The 18,730-nt window shown below is 62.3% G+C and carries 19 protein-coding genes; 9 read left to right on the forward strand and 10 right to left on the reverse strand.

The window, feature by feature from the left end:
- Positions 1–39: 39 nt before the first annotated feature.
- From ACQ4WO_RS17630 to ACQ4WO_RS17640, 3 genes are all read left to right on the forward strand, one after another.
- Positions 40–915, forward strand: a complete 876-nt coding sequence (locus tag ACQ4WO_RS17630) for an extracellular catalytic domain type 1 short-chain-length polyhydroxyalkanoate depolymerase (RefSeq protein ID WP_436482545.1) — start codon at positions 40–42, stop codon at positions 913–915.
- Positions 916–1,004: 89 nt separating this feature from the next.
- On the forward strand, positions 1,005–1,469 hold the full coding sequence (locus ACQ4WO_RS17635) for a hypothetical protein (RefSeq protein WP_436482546.1): 465 nt from the start codon (positions 1,005–1,007) through the stop codon (positions 1,467–1,469).
- Positions 1,466–1,978, forward strand: coding sequence for a DUF1993 domain-containing protein (locus tag ACQ4WO_RS17640; protein WP_436482547.1), 513 nt, complete (start codon positions 1,466–1,468; stop codon positions 1,976–1,978). Before ACQ4WO_RS17635 ends, ACQ4WO_RS17640 begins: the two co-directional genes overlap by 4 nt.
- A gap of 4 nt (positions 1,979–1,982) precedes the next feature.
- Here the strand turns inward: ACQ4WO_RS17640 and ACQ4WO_RS17645 are convergent, their stop codons facing one another.
- Genes ACQ4WO_RS17645 through ACQ4WO_RS17655 form a run of 3 tightly spaced genes read right to left on the reverse strand, consistent with a single transcriptional unit; the run spans position 1,983 to position 4,368 of the window.
- The gene (locus ACQ4WO_RS17645) at positions 1,983–2,441 is read right to left on the reverse strand and encodes a hypothetical protein (protein ID WP_436482548.1); all 459 of its coding nucleotides are present in this window, start codon (positions 2,439–2,441) and stop codon (positions 1,983–1,985) included.
- Entirely contained in the window at positions 2,438–3,409 is a 972-nt protein-coding gene (locus ACQ4WO_RS17650; RefSeq protein ID WP_436482549.1) for a D-2-hydroxyacid dehydrogenase, read from the reverse strand. Before ACQ4WO_RS17650 ends, ACQ4WO_RS17645 begins: the two co-directional genes overlap by 4 nt.
- Positions 3,406–4,368: a LysR family transcriptional regulator gene (locus tag ACQ4WO_RS17655; protein WP_436482550.1), complete on the reverse strand. Its 963-nt coding sequence runs from the start codon at positions 4,366–4,368 to the stop codon at positions 3,406–3,408. Before ACQ4WO_RS17655 ends, ACQ4WO_RS17650 begins: the two co-directional genes overlap by 4 nt.
- 237 nt (positions 4,369–4,605) lie before the next feature.
- On the opposite strand from ACQ4WO_RS17655, the gene ACQ4WO_RS17660 reads away from it, so the two are divergent.
- The 6 genes from ACQ4WO_RS17660 to ACQ4WO_RS17685 all read left to right on the forward strand — a co-directional run bounded on the left by ACQ4WO_RS17660 (position 4,606) and on the right by ACQ4WO_RS17685 (position 12,622).
- Entirely contained in the window at positions 4,606–4,728 is a 123-nt protein-coding gene (locus ACQ4WO_RS17660; protein WP_436482551.1) for a hypothetical protein, read from the forward strand.
- Positions 4,725–5,585, forward strand: coding sequence for an alpha/beta hydrolase (locus tag ACQ4WO_RS17665; protein ID WP_436482552.1), 861 nt, complete (start codon positions 4,725–4,727; stop codon positions 5,583–5,585). The genes ACQ4WO_RS17660 and ACQ4WO_RS17665 overlap by 4 nt, the downstream gene beginning before the upstream one ends.
- Positions 5,586–5,856: 271 nt before the next feature.
- Positions 5,857–7,101: an efflux RND transporter periplasmic adaptor subunit gene (locus tag ACQ4WO_RS17670; RefSeq protein WP_436482553.1), complete on the forward strand. Its 1,245-nt coding sequence runs from the start codon at positions 5,857–5,859 to the stop codon at positions 7,099–7,101.
- Positions 7,102–7,103: 2 nt separating this feature from the next.
- Positions 7,104–10,304, forward strand: a complete 3,201-nt coding sequence (locus ACQ4WO_RS17675; RefSeq protein ID WP_436482554.1) for an efflux RND transporter permease subunit — start codon at positions 7,104–7,106, stop codon at positions 10,302–10,304.
- Between the two features lie 44 nt (positions 10,305–10,348).
- Positions 10,349–11,794, forward strand: coding sequence for an efflux transporter outer membrane subunit (locus tag ACQ4WO_RS17680; RefSeq protein WP_128143326.1), 1,446 nt, complete (start codon positions 10,349–10,351; stop codon positions 11,792–11,794).
- 270 nt (positions 11,795–12,064) lie between these two features.
- Positions 12,065–12,622 carry a fasciclin domain-containing protein gene (locus ACQ4WO_RS17685; RefSeq protein ID WP_436482555.1) on the forward strand — a complete coding sequence of 186 codons (558 nt, stop codon included), beginning with the start codon at positions 12,065–12,067 and terminating at the stop codon, positions 12,620–12,622.
- 64 nt (positions 12,623–12,686) lie between these two features.
- Here the strand turns inward: ACQ4WO_RS17685 and ACQ4WO_RS17690 are convergent, their stop codons facing one another.
- From ACQ4WO_RS17690 to ACQ4WO_RS17720, 7 genes are all read right to left on the reverse strand, one after another.
- Complete coding sequence (locus ACQ4WO_RS17690) at positions 12,687–12,971, reverse strand: hypothetical protein (RefSeq protein ID WP_436482556.1); 285 nt, start codon at positions 12,969–12,971, stop codon at positions 12,687–12,689.
- Between the two features lie 42 nt (positions 12,972–13,013).
- Positions 13,014–13,364: a hypothetical protein gene (locus ACQ4WO_RS17695; protein WP_070304634.1), complete on the reverse strand. Its 351-nt coding sequence runs from the start codon at positions 13,362–13,364 to the stop codon at positions 13,014–13,016.
- 252 nt (positions 13,365–13,616) lie between these two features.
- A complete protein-coding gene (locus ACQ4WO_RS17700; protein ID WP_436482704.1) occupies positions 13,617–14,852 on the reverse strand; it encodes a PepSY-associated TM helix domain-containing protein in 1,236 nt (411 codons plus the stop codon).
- Positions 14,853–14,866: 14 nt separating this feature from the next.
- The gene (locus ACQ4WO_RS17705; protein ID WP_436482557.1) at positions 14,867–17,014 is read right to left on the reverse strand and encodes a TonB-dependent siderophore receptor; all 2,148 of its coding nucleotides are present in this window, start codon (positions 17,012–17,014) and stop codon (positions 14,867–14,869) included.
- A 223-nt stretch (positions 17,015–17,237) separates the two neighbouring features.
- The gene (locus tag ACQ4WO_RS17710; protein WP_436482558.1) at positions 17,238–17,579 is read right to left on the reverse strand and encodes a hypothetical protein; all 342 of its coding nucleotides are present in this window, start codon (positions 17,577–17,579) and stop codon (positions 17,238–17,240) included.
- A 40-nt stretch (positions 17,580–17,619) separates the two neighbouring features.
- On the reverse strand, positions 17,620–17,982 hold the full coding sequence (locus ACQ4WO_RS17715) for a hypothetical protein (protein WP_436482559.1): 363 nt from the start codon (positions 17,980–17,982) through the stop codon (positions 17,620–17,622).
- Positions 17,983–18,204: 222 nt separating this feature from the next.
- Entirely contained in the window at positions 18,205–18,528 is a 324-nt protein-coding gene (locus ACQ4WO_RS17720; protein ID WP_436482560.1) for a hypothetical protein, read from the reverse strand.
- Between the last annotated feature and the right edge of the window lie 202 nt (positions 18,529–18,730).

Here is an 18,730-nt window from a genome sequence, read left to right on the forward strand (position 1 = left end):
CTGCTTATGCTGGCTGCTCTTTATCGTGAAGGGAAGTCCATGAAAATCGCCATCAGCCTGTTGATCCTGTCCTGCCTGTGCACGCCCGTGCTGGCCCAGGTGCAATCGTTGCAGCACAAGGAGGAAAAACGCCGCTACATCGTCTACACGCCCGCCGCCTACGACAAAGCTCCGCAGCAGGCCTTTCCCGTCATCTTCAATTTCCATGGCGGCGGCATGAGCATGGCGGAACAAATGCTGTACACACAGATGAACAAGATGGCTGAGCGGCACCAGTTCATCGTTGTGTATCCGCAAGGCATCAAGCAGGATTGGAACGTGGGTTTCGGCATGGATTACCTGGCGGGCACGGACGATGTCGGTTTTACGCAAGCCATGCTGGCCAGGCTCAAGCAGAATTACCGCATCGACGACAAGCGCGTGTATGCCACGGGCTTGTCGCGCGGCGGCTTCTTTGCCCTGCGCCTGGCAGCCGAGCTGCCCCAACACTTTGCGGCCGTCGCCTCGGTGGGGGCGCCCATGCCGGAACCGGTGCTGCAGCATCATAAAAAGACGGACAAGGTCGGCATGCTGTTGATACAAGGTACGGCCGACAAGGTCGTGCTGCATGAGGGCAAGGCCGCCAGCTACCTGTCGGCAGAAGGCACGTTCGACTACTGGCGCAAGCACAACGGCATTGTAGGCGCCGCGCCGCAGCCGCGCCAGATTCCTGGCCCTGCCGGCGACGCCACGCAAGTAACTTGGCTGGAGCAGGGTGCCGGCGGCGCCAGCGTTGCTTTGATCACGGTCAAGGAGGGTGGCCACACATGGCCGGGCGCCGATGCTTTCAATATCGGCCTGCCCATCGGCAAGACCACGCGCGCCATCGACGCGAATGAGGTCATCTGGGAGTTTTTCAGCCGCCATCGGCGCTGATGCCATGCTAGGATGACGGCGCATGGCGCAACCATCAGGCAACAGGAAAGGCAGGCACAGTGGCATTATCAACAGCAGGTATCGCGGCCATGGCCGCGGCAATCTTTGCCAAGCCCGGCGCGGCCGTGGCGCAGGTGTATTCGGCGCCGGAACAGGAAACACTGTATTTCCACTCGCCGGCCGAGCTGTGCGCGTATGCGGCCAGGCTGGAGGCCGAAGGGGCCAGCGAGGTGCTCCTGGCCGTCCATTACCCGGACATGGGCGGGCAGTTTGCCCCGCGCCGTATCGCGCTCGATCCGGCCAAGTGCGGCGGCCTCACGTACCGCCATGTGTGCGAAGGCTGGGGCGTCATCCGCGTGTATCTTCGCTTGTCCAACGGCAAGGGCCTGGCGTCGCATGTGGGCGCCAATTCGCAGAAGCGCGCGGAAAAATGGCAACCCCATTACCCGGAATTCGGTCCGACCGATGCCTGGGACTGGGCCGCCGTGGGCCGTCATGAACGCAGGCTGATCCGTGTGTTGAAGCAGATCGTAGCGCAGGAGATCCAGTCATGAAGGACGAGATGCTTATCGACCCCGCCACCATCTTTTGCCGCTCGCTGGCGCAGCTTTCCGCCATGCTCGACAAGACCGGCACCGAGCCGCATATGCTGGCGGCGCGTTTGCATTCGGACATGCTGCCGTTCGCCCAGCAAGTGCGCGCGGCCGTGAGTTTTTCGCTGCGCGGCTGCTGTCCGCTGGCGGGGCTGGAGGTAGCCGATTTCAGCACTGCCGCCAGCTTGCAGGAACAGATCGCGCAGACCATGCGCTACCTCAAGTCCATCCCCTCGGAGCGCTTTGACGGGCCGCGCGGGCGCATCTGCCGCGACCGTGCCGGTTTCGCCGATATCGCGCTGCCGGCCGACGAATATCTGAATTTATACATTGTGCCGAATTTCTATTTCCACTTTGGCATGGCGTATGCGATTGCGCGCAGCGCAGGCGCGGCTATCGGCAAGGGCGATTTCGACGGTTATCACGCGTATGCGCCGGGATTTTCGTTTGAGAGGCCTGCCGCATCGTAGGTGACTACAGTCCCGCTTCCTTCCAGGAAGACACACCGAGCCGCTTCAGCAGCCGGCCCGACAGCCCGCAACTCCAGCAGCTCATCTGGATTTGCCGGTGCCGCGCGGGTGCTGCCGCATGCCAGGCTTGCTGGGCGTAATCGAGCAGGGCTTCGCTGAGCGGAGAGTTGTCGGCCACGGGCGGAAGCCGGCTCATCAGTTCAAGCACGCCATGGGTCGTCTCCTTGAGCTGCAGCAAGCTCGCCAGCAGGGCGCGCAGCACGGCGCCGTCGATACTGGCGCTTGCCTGCGTGTAGCGCTGTTGCCAGCAAAGGCTGCGCGCCTGCCACAATGCCAGCAACGCGGGCACGTCGTCGGGCTGCAGTTGCCCGATCAGTTCGTCCGCCTCGTGAAACAGGTCGAGGCGGTCATACTCGTCGCTGTCCAGGCCCAGCAGCTCGTCGAGTTCGTTCAATACGCTCATGCGACCACGTTCGTGGGCGCACCCCGCTCGAACGCTTCCACGTTGCCGATCAATATATCGGCCAGCTTTTGCATGGCCTCGCCGCTGGCCCAGGCCGTGTGCGGCGTGAGTATGAAGTTGGGCAGGCGCAAATTGAGCAGCGGATTGTCCGGCAGGGGCGGCTCCTTGGATAGCACGTCAAAGCCGGCACCGGCGATCACGCCCTTGGTCAAGGCCTCGGCCAGCGCCGCTTCATCGACGAGGCCGCCCCGCGCCGTGTTGATCAGGAGCGATGTCGCTTGCATGCGTGCCAGTTCTGCCGTGCCGATGATGTTGCGCGTCTTGTCCGTCAAGGGCAGGTGCAGGCTGAGCACGTCGGAAGTGGCCAGCAATTCATCGAAGCTCACTTGCCTCACGCCGTCTTCGGCGATGGGCGAACGGTTGTGCACGATAACTTGCATGCCGAAGGCGCGTCCCAGCTGCGCCACGGACTTTCCCAGGGCGCCGTAGCCGAGCAAACCCAAACGGCTGCCGGCCAGGTCGCGGATCGGGTGGTCGAACAGGCAGAAGCGCTCGGACGCCTGCCACAGGCCCGCCTCCACGTCCGCGCGGTAGGCGACCAATTGGCGGCGCAGGGCCAGCATCAGGGCCAGGGTGTGTTCGGGCACGGTGGCGCGCGCATAGTCACGGATATTCGCCACGACGATGCCCCGCTCGCGGCAGGCGGCCAGGTCGACAATATCCGTGCCGGTGGCGGCCACGGCGATCATCTGGAGCTTGGGCAGTTGCGCCAGTTCGGCTGCGCGCAGCGGCACTTTGTTCGTGATGGCGATGATGGCGCCTTGCAGTCGGGACACCGTCTGTTCGCTGCCCCTGGTGTGCGCATGCTCTTCCCAGCTGTGGTCGAAGGCGGGCGGGCGCACGGTGGCGATCAGGCTGTCGCGGTCGAGAAAGACGATGCGGTGGGGCGATGTGCTTGCTGCGGTCATGGCTGGGCCTCGGTCAGGGTGGCGCGCGGGCTCGGGCTGGTGTTCCTGCCCTTCAGCTGCGTGGCCGGGTGGTTGGTAAACATGTCGGCGACCCATTCGACAAACACGCGCACCTTGGCGGATAAATGGCGGTTGGGCGGATAGATCACGTGGATGGGCAACGGGTCGGATTCCCATTCGCTGAGCAACTCTACCATTTTGCCCTGTTTTATCAGCGGCGCAAGCATGAAATGCGTCATTTGCACGATGCCCAGGCCCGCCAGGCCGGCAGCCGTGTAGGCGTTTGAATCGTTCAGGGCGATATGGCTGGGCATGGCGATCTGGATGCGTTCGCCAGCGCGCGTGAAATCCCACTCGAAGGTCTTGCCCGTCTTGGCGGAGAAAAAATTCACGCCCCGGTGCCGGGGCAGGTCGTCCGGGTGCAGCGGCGTGCCGTGGTGCGCCAGGTAGCCGGGCGAGGCGCACGTCATGAAGTGCAGCACGCCGACCCGGCGCGCGATGAGGTTCAGGTCGCCCAATTCGCCGCCGCGCACGGCGCAGTCGACGCCTTCCTCGATCAGGTCGACGGGACGGTCGCTGCAACCCAGTTCCAGCGAGATGTCCGGGTAGCGGGCAAAAAAATCGGGCAGGGCAGGGATGATCAGTTCGCTGGCCAGGGCCGTGGGCGCATCCACGCGCAGCCGCCCGCTGGGACTCAAGCGCGTGCGCGACAGCGATTCCTCGGCCTCGCGCACGTCGGACAGGATGCGCACGCAGCGTTCGTAATAGGCGGCGCCATCGGACGTGATGCTGACGTGGCGCGTGGTGCGGTTGAGTAATTTAACTGACAGGCTCGCTTCCAGCGACTGGATCAGGGTCGATACGGTGGCTTTCGGCAGCTGCATGTTTTCCGCCGCGCGCGTAAAGCCGCCCGCATCGACGACTTGGATGAAAACTTCCATGGCTTGCAGCTTGTTCACTTGATTTCCTATCATTTTATGCCTAATTATTCAGAATCCTGAACAATCAATTCGTCATTGCACTCTTTATCAGATTGTAGATCAAGTCTATAGTTGTTGTACTGCAGCATAAATTGATTGCCGCAGGAAGTTCACAGGAGAAAAATCATGGGTCATCGGAATGGAATCTTTGCAGTGCTCGCTCTCGCTATGAGCTCGCTTGCTCTGGCCGCGATGGTATCGACGGATGCATACTCAATGGCGGCGCAAAGCGAAGCCAGCGGTTATAGCGCCCTGACCCATGAAGTGGGCGGCGTTGCCCTGTTGTGCCTGAACGACACGGTGCTTGATGTCGCCGTGCAACCGGTAGTGGCGCAATGAGCTTTGCCGACACCGCGGCCGAGCTGGCACCTGGCCAGGCGTTGAAGATACGCGACATCCAGGTGCAGGGCGCGCAGGATGCGCTCGCCGCACGCGTCTACACGGCCGGTGTGCCGGGCGCCAAGCAATCGAGCCTGATCGTCTTTTTCCATGGTGGCGGCTTTGTCGATGGCGACCTGGACGACGCGGACGACTTCCTGCGCTGTCTCGTGCTGAGCAATCCGGACCACGTGGTGCTGGCCGCGAACTATACGCTGGCGAAGGTGCGGCCATTTCCCGCCGCCGTGGAAGACGCGCATGCCGTGCTGCTGTGGGCGAAAAAGAACAAGTCCAAGCTGGGCTGGACGGGCAAGCAGATGGTGGTATCGGGCATCGAAGCGGGCGCCAACCTGGCCGCCGTGTGCGCCATGATGTCGCGCGACCGGGGCGGACCGCCCCTCGCGGGCCAGGTGCTGATCATGCCCATGCTCGACCCCGGCCTGTCGACCTGCTCCATGCGCACCTTGCCGAGCTGTCCTGACCTGGCGGAAGTGGCTGATCAATGCGCCGCCGCCTACCGTGGCTACTTGCCGAATGCCGCTGACCGTACCCATCCGTACGCGTCGCCATTGCAGTCGAGCCGCCTGAAGAATCTGCCGCCGGCACTCATCCTGTCCAGCGAAGACGACCCATTGCGCGACGAGGCTGAACAATACGGCAGCAAATTGATCGCCTGCGGCATCAAGACCACCGTGCGGCGCATGGCCGCCGCGCCGCTGCAGGATGCGGGCGCGCGCAATGAGTGTGCGTGCAAGGTGCAGGTATTGAGTGAAATCGCCAGCTTTGTCGCTGGACTGGGGCAGGAGCCCGAGTCATGATGCCGCCATTCGCGGTACCACAGAAAAAATTACACTAATCGGTTTACTTTTTGAGTTTCGGTTGCTACACTACGCAGTGTAGTTCCCATCTTGTCTGCGTTGTGCGCTCGCACGGCCGGCTTCGTCGTCCCCGTCCGCTTTTAAGCAGCTGGCGGCCTGTTTACCTTTGATCGAGCGCCGTCGGGCGCCATGGCACCACCATTCACTTTTTCAGTTGGGTTGCTTCCTGCCGTCCATACCATTAGAAATTTTCATAAAACAGGGAAATAAAATGAAAAACGTTCAACAATTTTCGACTCTGCTCAAGCCCCTGGCCGCCTCGCTCGCGCTGGCAGGACTGGTCGCCGTGAGCCTGGCTGGCTGCGATACGGCCAATAGCAAGGTGCCCGATGCACCGGCAGCCGGCGGGCCGCCTGTCTCGGCCGCCGCTGTCGTTGAAAAACAGATCACGGAAACGCAGGAATTTTCGGGCCGCCTGGAAGCGATCGAGCGCGTGGAAATCCGTTCGCGCGTCGGCGGCTTCATCACCGCCGTCAATTTCAAGCCGGGCAGCGAAGTGAAAAAAGGCGATGTGCTGTTCGTCATCGATCCACGCCCATTCCAGGCCGAAGTGTCGCGCGCCGAAGGCACTGCCGCTTCGGCCCGCGCCAAGGCGGAACTGGCCAAGCTGGAACTGTCGCGTGCTGAAAAGCTGCTGGCTGAAAAAGCCATCGCCCAGCGCGAATTCGATGAAAAGGCTTCGGGCCTGAAAGAGCTCGATGCCAACGCCCGCTCGGCACAAGCCGCGTATGAAGCGGCCAAACTGAACCTGTCGTACACGCAGGTGCAGGCGCCGATCAGCGGCCGCGTCAGCAAGGCGGAAATCACCGTCGGCAACCTGATCGACGCTTCCGCCATCCTCACCTCGGTAGTCTCGACGGACCGCATCTACGCCAGTTTCGACGGCGATGAAGATACGTATCTGCGCGTGGCCGGCACGGCGCAAAAGGGCACGCCCGTCACCGTCAAAGTGGGCCTGGCCAATGAAACGGGTTTCCCGCATGAAGGCAAGCTGGAATTCGTCGACAACCAGCTCGACCCGGCCACGGGCAGCGTGCGCATGCGCGCCACCTTCGCCAATGCCGAGCGCCAGCTGGTGCCAGGCCTGTTCGCGCGCATTCAGCTCGACGGCGGCAATGGCCCTAAGGCGCAAAGCACGGCGCTGTTGATCAGCGACCGCGCCGTCGGCACGGATCAAAGCCGCAAATATGTGTACGTGGTGGGCGCCGACAACAAGGCCGAATACCGTGCCGTCAAGCTGGGCCCGACTTCGGACGGCTTGCGCGTGGTGCGCGAAGGCTTGAAAGCGGGCGAAAAGATCGTCGTCAACGGCTTGCAGCGCGTGCGCCCGGGTGCGCCCGTGACGCCGCAAATGGTGGCGATGGATTTTGACCCGACCGCACCGGTTGCCCCCGCAAAACCTGAAGCAAAAGACGCCAAGATCGCTGCTAAAGCAGCATCGACTTCCAAGGAATAAACATGAATTTTTCCCGCTTTTTCATCGACAAGCCGATTTTCGCGGCGGTGCTGTCGATTGTCATATTCGTGGCCGGGCTGCTGTCGATTTTCGGCCTGCCCATCTCCGAATATCCCGACGTCGTGCCGCCATCCGTGGTGGTGCGCGCGCAGTATCCGGGCGCCAACCCGAAAGTGATCGCCGAAACCGTGGCCGCACCGCTCGAAGAGCAGATCAACGGCGTCGAGAACATGCTCTACATGTCCTCGCAAAACACGTCCGATGGCGCGATGATGCTGACCGTGACCTTCAAGATCGGCACCAACGTCGAGCAGGCCGAGACGCAGGTGCAGAACCGCGTGCAGCGTGCCTTGCCGCGCCTGCCCGAGGAAGTGCGCCAGATCGGTGTGACGACCGTCAAGTCCTCGCCCAATCTGACCATGGTGGTGCATCTGGTCTCGCCAAACAAGCGTTATGACGACATGTACTTGCGTAACTACGCGGTGCTGAACGTCAAGGACCAGCTGGCCCGTTTGTCCGGCATGGGCGACATCCAAATCTTCGGCGCGGGCGACTATGCCATGCGCATCTGGCTCGACCCGCAAAAGGTGGCGGCGCGCGGCATGACGGCCAATGACGTCGTCGACGCGATTCGCGAGCAGAACGTGCAGGTGGCGGCCGGCGTGATCGGCGCCTCGCCAGCGAAGAACTCGGACTTCCAGCTGACCGTCAATACCCAGGGCCGTCTGCAGACGCCCGAGGAATTTGGCGCCATCATCGTGCGCACCAACGCCGACGGCGCCGTGACGCACCTGCAGGATGTGGCGCGCGTGGAAATGGGCGCCAACAGCTATTCGCTGCGTTCCCTGCTGAACAATAATCCGGCCGTCGGCATGGGTATTTTCGAGGCACCAAACGCCAACGCGCTGCAACTGTCTTCCGACGTGCGCGCCAAGATGGAGGAACTGAAAAAAGACTTCCCGCAAGGCGTGGAATACCGCATCGAGTACGACCCGACGCAGTTCGTGCGCTCGTCCATCGAAGCCGTGATCCATACCCTGCTCGAAGCCATTGCCCTGGTAGTGCTGGTGGTCATCATCTTCCTGCAAACCTGGCGCGCATCGATCATCCCGCTGCTGGCCGTTCCCGTCTCCATCGTCGGCACCTTTGCCGTGATGCTGGGCTTTGGCTTCTCGATCAACACGCTGTCGCTGTTCGGCCTCGTGCTGGCCATCGGTATCGTCGTCGATGACGCCATCGTGGTGGTGGAAAACGTCGAGCGCAATATCGAAGAGGGCTTGTCGCCGCGCGACGCCACCATCCAGGCCATGAAAGAGGTCAGCGGTCCTATCGTCGCCATCGCCCTGGTGCTGTGCGCCGTGTTCGTGCCGATCGCCTTCGTGCCTGGTTTGTCCGGCGAGTTCTATCGCCAGTTCGCGCTGACCATCGCCATTTCGACCGTGATCTCCGCTTTCAGCTCGCTGACCCTGGCGCCAGCCCTGTCGGCCGCGCTGCTCAAACCGCACGATGCGCCGAAAGACGCGCTGACGCGCGGCATGGACATGGTCTTCGGCCGCTTCTTCGCCTGGTTCAACCGCTTCTTCGGCCGCGCTTCGCACCGCTATGAAGCGGGCGTAAAAGGCGTGTTGGGCCGCAAGAGCGCTTCGCTGGGCGTGTATGCGCTGCTGGTCATTGCCGCCATCTTCACCTTCAAGTCCGTGCCGGCCGGCTTCGTGCCAGCGCAGGACAAGCAATACCTGGTGGGCTTTGCGCAATTGCCTGATGCCGCGTCGCTGGACCGCACGGAAGATGTCGTGCGCCGCATGTCCGACGTCATCAAGTCGGTGCCTGGCGTGGAATCGACCATCGCCTTCCCAGGCCTGTCGATCAACGACTTCACCAATGCGCCGAACGCCGGCATCGTGTTCGCCACCTTGAAGCCGTTCGACGAGCGCGGCAGCAAGGAATTGTCGGGCGGCGCCATTGCGGCCGAGATCAACAAGCGCCTGGGCGGCATCCAGGACGCCTTCATCATGGTCTTCCCGCCACCGCCGGTCAACGGCCTCGGTACCATCGGCGGCTTCAAGATGATGATCGAAGACCGCGGCAACCTCGGTTACGACGCGCTGTACAACGCCACCCAGGCACTGGCCGCGAAAGCGTACCAGACGCCGGAACTGGCAGGCGTGTTCTCTGGTTACCAGATCAACGTGCCGCAACTGTTCGCCGACGTCGACCGTGTGAAAGCCAAGCAGATGGGCGTGCAGCTGCAAACGATTTACCAGACCTTGCAGATCAACCTCGGTTCGCTGTACGTGAATGACTTCAACCAGTTTGGCCGCACCTACCAGGTGCGCGTGCAGGCCGACGCGGCGTTCCGTTCGCATGCGCAGGATATCGCGCAGCTGAAGGTACGCAATGACAAGGGCGAGATGATTCCGCTGTCGTCGTTGATGCGCGTCAAGGACAGCTATGGTCCTGACCGCGTGCAGCGCTACAACGCCTACGCCGCAGCCGATTTCAATGGCGGCGCCGCCCCTGGCGTATCGAGCGGCCAGGCGCAAGTCGCGCTGGAACGCATTGCCAAGGAAGTGCTGCCGCAGGGGATTTCGTATGAATGGACGGAGCTGACCTACCAGGACATCTTGTCCGGCAATACGATGATCTATGTGTTCCCGCTGTGCGTGCTGCTGGTGTTCCTGGTGCTGGCCGCCCAGTACGAAAGCTGGACCCTGCCGCTGGCCGTGATTCTGATCGTGCCGATGTCGATTTTGTGCGCGCTGTTGGGTGTCAAATTGACCGGTGGCGACAACAATGTGTTCACCCAGATCGCGCTGTTCGTGCTGGTGGGGTTGGCGTCGAAGAATGCGATCCTGATCGTGGAATTCGCCCGTGAACTGGAAGAGCATGGCCGCACTGTCGTGCAAGCGGCGCTGGAAGCGTGCCGTCTGCGTCTGCGTCCGATTCTGATGACGTCGATCGCCTTCATCATGGGTGTGGTGCCCCTGGTGTTCTCGAACGGCGCCGGTTCGGAAATGCGCCATGCCATGGGCGTTGCGGTCTTCGCCGGCATGCTGGGCGTGACCTTCTTCGGCCTGTTCCTGACGCCTGTGTTCTATGTATTGCTGCGCACTCTGGCGCAGCGTTTTGAGAAAAAACCAGCCGCCGTTGCCGCCAAGCCTGTCGCCGCGCCAGCGCTGGACCTGGAAGGAGATATATATTGAAAACCAAGGAAATCATCTGGCGCGTAAAGCCCGTGCTGACCGCCATGGCCGCCGCAGTCCTGCTGGCCGCCTGCGCGGCGCCCGAGTTCAAGCAGCCGCAGATCGAGACGCCGGCCGCGTTCAAGGAAGCGCAAACCTTGCCCGCCGTGCAGACGGCGGCCGACGGTACGCGCTGGAAGCAGGGCGTGCCCGCCGAGCGCCAGGCGCGCGGCGAGTGGTGGCTGGCTTTCAATGATCCGGCTTTGACTGGCCTGATCAACGAAGCCACGCAAGCGAATGCCAACCTGGCCATCGCCGCCGCCCGCGTCAAGCAGGCGAGGGCGATTGCCGGCATCGCCGAAGCGGACCGCATCCCGCAAGTGGGCGTGAACGTGGGCGGCCAGCGCAACCGCGCTTCCGCCGTGTCGCTCGGCTTGCCGAACGGCGCGCCGGTGGCGGCCACGAATGTCTACCAGGCGAACCTGACGGCCAGCTACGAAGTCGATCTGTTCGGCCGCGTGGCGTCCAATGTCAGCGCCTCGCGCAGCGATGCGCTGGCCGTGGAAGCGACTTACCGCTCGGTGCTGCTTTCCTTGCAGGCCGACGTGGCGCAGACCTACTTCCAGCTGCGCGCCACGGACGCCGAACTGGCGACCCTGGAACAGACGGTGCGCCTGCGTGAAGAAAGCGTGCATGTGAACCAGCGCCGCTATGACCTGGGCGACATCGGCGAGTTTGACCTGTCGCGTGCCCGCACGGAGCTGTCGACCGTGCGTGCCGAAGCCATCGGCCTGCAGCGCCAGCGCGCCACCAGCGAACATGCGCTGGCTGTCCTGCTGGGTAAACCTGCCGCCAGTTTCACGGCGACCGTCAACCCGCTGCAGGATAGCGGCTTCCTGCCCGTGATCCCGGCCGGCATGCCGTCCTCCTTGCTGGAACGCCGTCCCGACATCGCGTCGGCGCAGCGCACCATGGAAGCGTCGAATGCGCGCATCGGCGTGGCGAAATCGGCCATGTTCCCGGCCTTGACCCTGAACGCCTCCGGCGGCGGCGCGTCCGATACCTTCTCGGACATCTTCAAGTGGAGCAGCCGTTCCTGGCTGCTGGGCGCCCTGATGTCGATGCCGATCATCGACGGTGGCCGTAATAAAGCTGCTGTGAGCCGCAGCGAAGCGCAGCTGGAAGAGTCGGTGGCGACGTATCGCCAGAGCGTGCTGGTGGCCTTCGCCGAGGTGGAAGACAACCTGGCCGGCCTGCGCATCCTGTCGGGCCAGACGCAGCAGATCGACGAAGCCGTCGTCTCTGCGCGGCGCTCGGCCGACCTGGCGCAAAAGCTGTACGACGCTGGCCGTTCCAGCTACCTGGACCTGCTCGACGCGCAGCGCAACCTGGCGGCCATCGAGCGCAACGCCGTGCAATTGCGCGGCAACCGCGCCGTCACCACGGTGGCGCTGATCCGCTCCCTGGGCGGCGGCTGGGGCGAGACGGAGCCGCAGGTCGCGGCCAACTAGTTTCCGGTCCGCGGCGATAAACCTGCCGAAAACGGCGTCGTGCTTTGCACGGCGCCGTTTTTTTATGCTTGCGTAGGCCGGCTTGGCATACAGCGCGGTAGGTCGGCTTAGCCCGTAGCGCGGTAGGTCGGCTTAGCGCATAGCGCGTAAGCCGACACCACCCGCGCCTCCAACCCAGACCAGATCAAAAAATAAATTGCATCCAATCCCCGTCCCACCGCGTAAATACTCCTGCAATCACGCAAACGCAGTCATCCAGGAGATACCATCATGCGCACCTTCGTTCCCGCAGCACTGTTCATCACTTCCATGCTGGCCGCCAGCGCCCCGTTTGCCGCCGACATGACGACCATGGTCGGCGGCCAGAGCATGTATCCGTCCAAGGACATCGTCGACAACGCCGTCAATTCGGCCGACCACACGACCCTGGTCGCTGCCGTCAAGGCGGCCGGCCTGGTCGACACCCTGAAAGGCAAGGGGCCATTCACCGTGTTCGCGCCGACGAATGCGGCCTTCGGCAAGCTGCCGGCCGGCACCGTCGATACCCTGGTCAAGCCGGAAAACAAGGCGACCCTGACGAAAATCCTCACCTACCACGTGGTACCCGGCAAATACGACTTCAAGGCGCTGGCCAAGGAAATCAAGATGCATGACGGTAAAGCCACCTTGCCCACGGCCAGCGGCGGCAGGCTGATGTTCGCCATGAACGGCATGCACAACATCGTGGTGATGGACGAAGGCGGCAACAGCGCCAACATCAGCACCTATGACGTGTACCAGTCGAATGGCGTGATCAATGTGATCGACTCGGTGCTGATGCCTAAATAAGCGGACGAAAAACGGACGAAAAAAAGACAGGGAAAACCCTGTCTTTTTCATTTATGCGTCGCGATTACTTGGCTGGCGTTGCTGGTACTGCCGGCACTGCTGGTTCCGCAGGCGTTGCCTTGTCGGCTGGCGCGGCTTTCTTTGCCTTGTGATGCTTGGCTTTCTTGTGCTCCGCCGGCTTGACGGCGGCTGCTGGCGTTTCGGCCTTGACTGCAGGTGCCTCTGCCTTGACTGCTGGGGTGGCTGCGACGGCAGGCGTCGCTGGCGTGGCGGCAGGAGCGGCTGGCGCCTGGGCGAAAGCGGCGGTGGCGAACAGGCTGGCGATCAGGGTGGCGACGACTTTTTTCATGATGAGATCCTTGGTGTGTGTGGTCAGTAAAGGGTGTCGGAATTACTTGGCTGCTGCTGGTGCCGCTTCGGCGGTGGCCGATGCCAGCTTTTCGTCAGCCTTGGCTTTGGTTTTCTTGGCCTTGTGGTGTGCCTTGGCTTTCGTGGTAGCCGCTTCCGCTTTGGCGCTGGCGACTTCCGTTTTTGCGGCGACGACTGCTTTCGCTTCTTTGGCATCCGCTTTGACGACGGCTTGCGCTTCCTTGGCATCGGCTTTCACGACGGCCTTGGTGTGGGCCGCTTCCACTTTGGCAGGAACCGAGGCTGCCGGAGCGGCTGCAGGTGCTGCCGGGGTTTGGGCGAAGGCTGCGGTTGCGAACAGGCCGGCGATCAGGGTAGCAATTACTTTTTTCATGGTGCAGTCCTCAGTGGTGGTTTGTCTGGTATGTCTGTTGGTGCCGGGATGATTCCCGTGTCACTGAGCATAAAACGCGCCCCGGATCGCTGCCGTTGACGGTCATTACAAACGCTTACATCTGCGTGGCATCCGTGTGCAGGATGGCTTTCAGGATGCCTTGCGCCAAGGCGGCGCATGGACTGCTTTCGTGGCGAGGGGGCGGGTGGCCAGTGTTGCCCAATTGCGCCGCCGTGTGGCGTTTTGCCGCGCCTATTTGCTGAAGGTGATATGAAGCTGATGTGCTTCATGGGCAGCCTTGCCGGTTTGCCGCACGCGTGCGCGGCGCTTGCGCAGCCAGATGATCAGTCCCGTCGCGCTCAGCATGGCTACCACCAGGCCCATGGCGGAAATCAGGATGCGACCCGGCAGGCCCAGGATACGGCCGGAATGCAGCGGGAATTGCGCTTGCAGGAAAATGTCGCCCGCGCTGCCCGTGCCGGGCACCACGCCGCCAGCCGGCTTGCCATCGCGGCCATCGAAGTACAGCCATGCATTGCCCAGGCCACCGTCGCCATGGTCATTGTCCGCCTCGAAGAAACCCACGCCATACAGGCCGTAGCTCGACGAGTAAAACACGCCGCCGGCCGGCAGCGTCCAGCCGCGCCTTGCCGCTTCCGTCCTGGCCAGCGCCACCGCCTGTTCGCGCGTCAGCAACGGTTCGATGGGTTGGTCGGGCGGCTGCGGCGAGCGGCTGTCGAAGGCGTTCGGGCTGAGGGTGGACAACTTCGCCACCAGGGGACGCATCACCTGGGTTTGCAAATTCATCGACACGGAGGTGACGGCCAGCACCAGCAGCAGTAACCAGAGCCACACGCCGCCCGAGCGGTGCAGGTCGAAGTTCAGTTTGTGGCCGCCTTCGCGCCAGCGGAAGGCCAGCGACTTGCGCCAGCTGCGCCAGTTCGGGAACGACAGGTACAGCGCGATGAAGCAATCGAACAGCCACACGATGCCGATGATGCCCATGAACCAAACGCCCAGTTCGATGCCCCAGCCATCGGGGATGTGCATGGTGTAGTGCAGCTTATACAGGAAAGGCAGCAGGTTTTCGCGCGTCAGCGAGACCACGCCCCACTGGCGCGTGCCCTGGATGGCGCCCGTGACGGGATCGACGGCTACCTGGTTGAAGCCCGGTTCAAACGGTTTGCCGGTAGCAGGGTTCAGCCGGCCTTCCACCGAGATCAGCGCCGCGTGGCCGGGTTCGAGCGCCGTGAGCGTGTAGTTGACGCGCAGGCGCGGGTCCTGCGCCTCGAGCTGGCGCGCCAGTTCCAGGCCCGGCTTTGCCGGCCCCGCGTCCGCGCCGCTGGCGGCGTGGAACAGCTGCGGATTGAGCCAGGCATCGAGTTCGTGATCCCACGAGATGACGGCGCCCGTCAGGCCGGAGACGAAAAGAAAGAGCGCCACCGCCAGGCCGAACCAGCGGTGCAGAACGACCATCGAAGGACGCAGTCGCATGGCCGCCCCTAGTATTTCCAGCTCAGGGTGGCGCTGCCATTGCGGCCGGGCGCATACAACGACTGGGTCCAGTACAAGCTGGTCAGGTGCTTCTTGTCCGTCACATTGTTCAGGTTCAGTGCCAGGCTGACGTTGCGGCTGACGGCGTAGCTGGCCATCAGTCCCAGTTGTGCATACGCGCCCTGGTGCAGGGTGGTGCTGTCGTCGATCCGGTTGTGGATGGCGTCCTGCCACGTCAGGCTGGCCCCCACTTTCAGCGCCGGCACGGCCGGCACATGGTAGGTGGTGGCCAGGTGGAATTGCTTGCGCGGGATGAAGGTGCGTGCATCCTTGCCGTCGTTGCTCTTGATGCGCAGCTGCGCATAGCCGGCGTTCGCCTGCCAGCCCTTCGCCAGTTCGCCCGATGCATCGAGCTCGAAGCCCTGCGATTCCGAATCGACGCCCTTGTAGAAGGTCTTCAAGTCGGGCGTGGTGCCAGCCGCTTCCGCCACGTTCTTCTGGCGCGTCTTGAACAGCGCGCCGGACAGGTTCAGGCGGCCGTCGAACCACTCGCTTTTCAGGCCCGCTTCCAGGCTCTTGCCGGTGGCCGCCGCCAGGGTCTGGCCGGTGCTGTCGATGTTGCTTTGCGGGTTGAAAATCTCCGTGTAGCTGCCGTAGGCCGACACATGGCGGCCGATGTCGTACACGAGCCCGACATACGGCGTGATGTCGCTTTGCGACTTGGCCTGGCTGACGCCATACGCGCTGCCCGTGCTGTCGGCCTTGACGCTATTCACGCCTGCCAGCAGCTTGGCATTGTCGGCCAGGTTGAAGCGGGCGGCCAGGTAGGCGTTCTTGCGTTCATCCTTGTAGGCGCTGCCGTCGGTCGAGGCGTCAAACGCCGGTTCCGGGTAGGAGCCGTCGAACGCCGTGCCATTTGGCAGGGCCGTGCCGATGCCGCGGCCATAGTAGGACACGTCGTCGAGCGTGGATTTCGACCACGCCAGTCCCATGCTGAGGTCATGCTGGCGCCCCGCGAGCATGAATTTTCCCGTGGCGGCGACATCGAGCAGGCGCTGCTTGTTGGTCGAGCCATAGCGCGAAGGGTAGCTGAACAAACCGTCGCCCGTGGCCTTGTCCGGCGTGCCGTAGACATAGAACAGTCTGGAGTCGGAGGTGGAGCGGTTGTAGGTAGCGGTGGCGGTTACGCGCCAATCGGCATTGAACTGGTGTGCCAGTTCGGCGAAGGTGCTGTTGTTGAGGATGCTCCAGCGCGACCAGTCGGCCGAGGTCGAGGTGGAAATCGGGTAGTTGGTCGGCGTGCCGTCCGTGTAGGCGATGGGCAGGGCGCCCCACATGCCGCCTTTGGCCAGGTTGTTCTGGTAGCTGTGGCCCACGCTCAGGCTGGTGTCCGGCGTGAATTTCGCTTCGACGATGGCGTAGGCGACATCCTTGCGCGGCGAATAGCGGTCGAGGTGGGAATCGCCTTCTTCATGCGCGACGACGAAGCGCGCGGCCACCTTGCCATCGGCGCTGAGCGGCGTGGAGACGTCCGCATCAAGGCGGCGCGTATTCCAGGAACCGAGCGTGACGCCGGTGGAAGCGGCCAGGCCGGCGCTAGGGCGCTTGCGCACGAAGTTGACGGTGGCCGATGGATTGCCTGTGGAGGAAATCAGGCCGTTCGCGCCGCGCACGATGTCGACGCGTTCGAACTGCGCCGTATCGAGGTCGCCCATCACGTTGCCGAAGACGAAAGGAAGGCCCACGCCGTCGAACTGGAAATTGGTGACGTCGTAGCCGCGCGCCGTGTAATAGGTGCGGTCCGTTTCCACCGCCTCGACCGTCACGCCCGTGGTTTGCGCCAGCACCTTGCTGGCGTTATCGAGCTTGAAATCATCCATCTGTGCGCGCGTGACGACGGAGACGGCTTGCGGCGTATCGCGCAGCGACAGGTCGAACTTGCTGGCCGATGCGCTCTTGCGCGTCGTGTACGCGGTTGCATCGCTGCTGCCCATGACCGTAATGGTTTGCATCACCGGCACGTCGTCGGTAGCGCCATCGGCCGCAGAGCTATCGCCGGCATGCGCCATGCCGGCGCCCAGCGCCAGCGAAATAGCCAGGGCCAGCGGGTGCAGCGACAGTGCTGGGCGGGATGATGGAAGGATGCGACCTGACATGAAACGGCTCCTGAAAATATGAATGAGAATGAGAATAATTCGCAATTCTATTTGAGCAGTGGCCAAAGTGGCAAATACTTTGTGACTGGAAAGCGTCGTTTTTCCTGTCTTTACATGGATTTACATGAGGGCTGGCAGAGTGCGGGTGATGCTTTCTGGTTGTTTTGTTGTCCCGCAATGCAAAAAGACAGCCGAAGCTGTCTTTTTCTGGAAACGCGGTGGATTACTTGCTTGGCGTTGCTGGAGTCGCTTCCGCCGCTTTGGCTGCATCCGCTTTTACTTTGGCTTTGCTGGCCTTGTGATGAGCCTTGGCCTTGGTGGCTTTGGCGTCGGCCTCGGCACTGGCCACGTCGGCTTTCGCATCGGCGACGACGGCCGCTTCTTTCGCATCGGCTTTCACGACGGCCTTGGTTTCCTTGGCTTCAGCCTTGACCACGGCTTTCGTGTGGGCCGCTTCCGCCTTGGCCGGAACCGATGCTGCCGATGCTGCCGGAGTGGCAGGGGTTTGGGCGAAGGCTGCGGTAGCGAACAGGCCGGCGATGAGGGTGGCGATAACTTTTTTCATTGTATTTTCCTGGCGAGTGGCAAGCGATGGTGTGGGGGGATTACTTGGCTGCTGCTGGTGCCGCTACTGGTGCTGCTTCGGCGGTGGCCGATGCCAGTTTTTCGTCTGCCTTGGCTTTGGTTTTCTTGGCCTTGTGGTGTGCCTTGGCTTTCGTGGTGGCCGCTTCCGCTTTGGCGCTGGCGACTTCCGTTTTTGCGGCGACGACTGCTTTCGCTTCTTTTGCATCCGCTTTGACGACGGCTTGCGCTTCCTTGGCGTCCGCTTTCACGACGGCCTTGGCGTGGGCCGCTTCCACTTTGGCAGGAACCGAGGCTGCCGGAGCGGCTGCAGGTGCTGCCGGGGTTTGGGCGAAGGCTGCGGTTGCGAACAGGCCGGCGATCAGGGTTGCAATTACTTTTTTCATGGTGCAGTCCTCAGTGGTGGTTTGTCTGGTACGTCTGTTGGTGCAGGGATGATTCCCGTGTCACTGAGCATAAAACGCGGCCCGGAAGGTTACCGTTGACCTTGTTTACACTTTCTTACAATCGACTGATTTAAGCGACGTTAATTGAGGAAGGCGGCGTAAAAATGCAAAAAGACAGCCGAAGCTGTCTTTTTGCGTGGCGCAAAAAACCCGCCGTATGGATTATTTGGCTGCTGCTGCGGTCGCTTCAGTTTTGGCTTCGTCAGCTTTGGCCTTGGCTTTTTTCGCTTTGTGATGGGCTTTTTCCTTGGTGACTTTGGCGTCGGCCTTGGCGCTGGCCACGTCGGCTTTCGCATCGGCGACGACGGCCGCTTCTTTCGCATCGGCTTTCACGACGGCCTTGGTTTCCTTGGCTTCCGCTTTTGCCACTTCCTTGGTGTGCTTGGCTTCGTCCTTGGCAGGCGCGGCTGGCGTTTGAGCAAAGGCTGCGGTAGCGAACAAGCCGGCGATCAGAGTAGCGGTCAAGTTGAAAATGCTTTTTTTCATGGTGCAGTTCCTCGAGAAGTGGGGTTGTAGTTCAGGAGATCAGTCCCCTGTCACTGAGGCAAAAACGCATCGTGCGGCAATACCGTTGACACGTTTTTTTCTAATTACAAACACTTACATTTGCCGGGGCAGGCACTCTGTTAGCTGGCGTACCGCGCCCGAATCTGTCGCAGACTAGACTCGAAGCCATCATCACCGCATG

This window comes from Janthinobacterium aestuarii (genome assembly GCF_051380835.1).
Taxonomy (GTDB): domain Bacteria; phylum Pseudomonadota; class Gammaproteobacteria; order Burkholderiales; family Burkholderiaceae_D; genus Janthinobacterium; species Janthinobacterium aestuarii.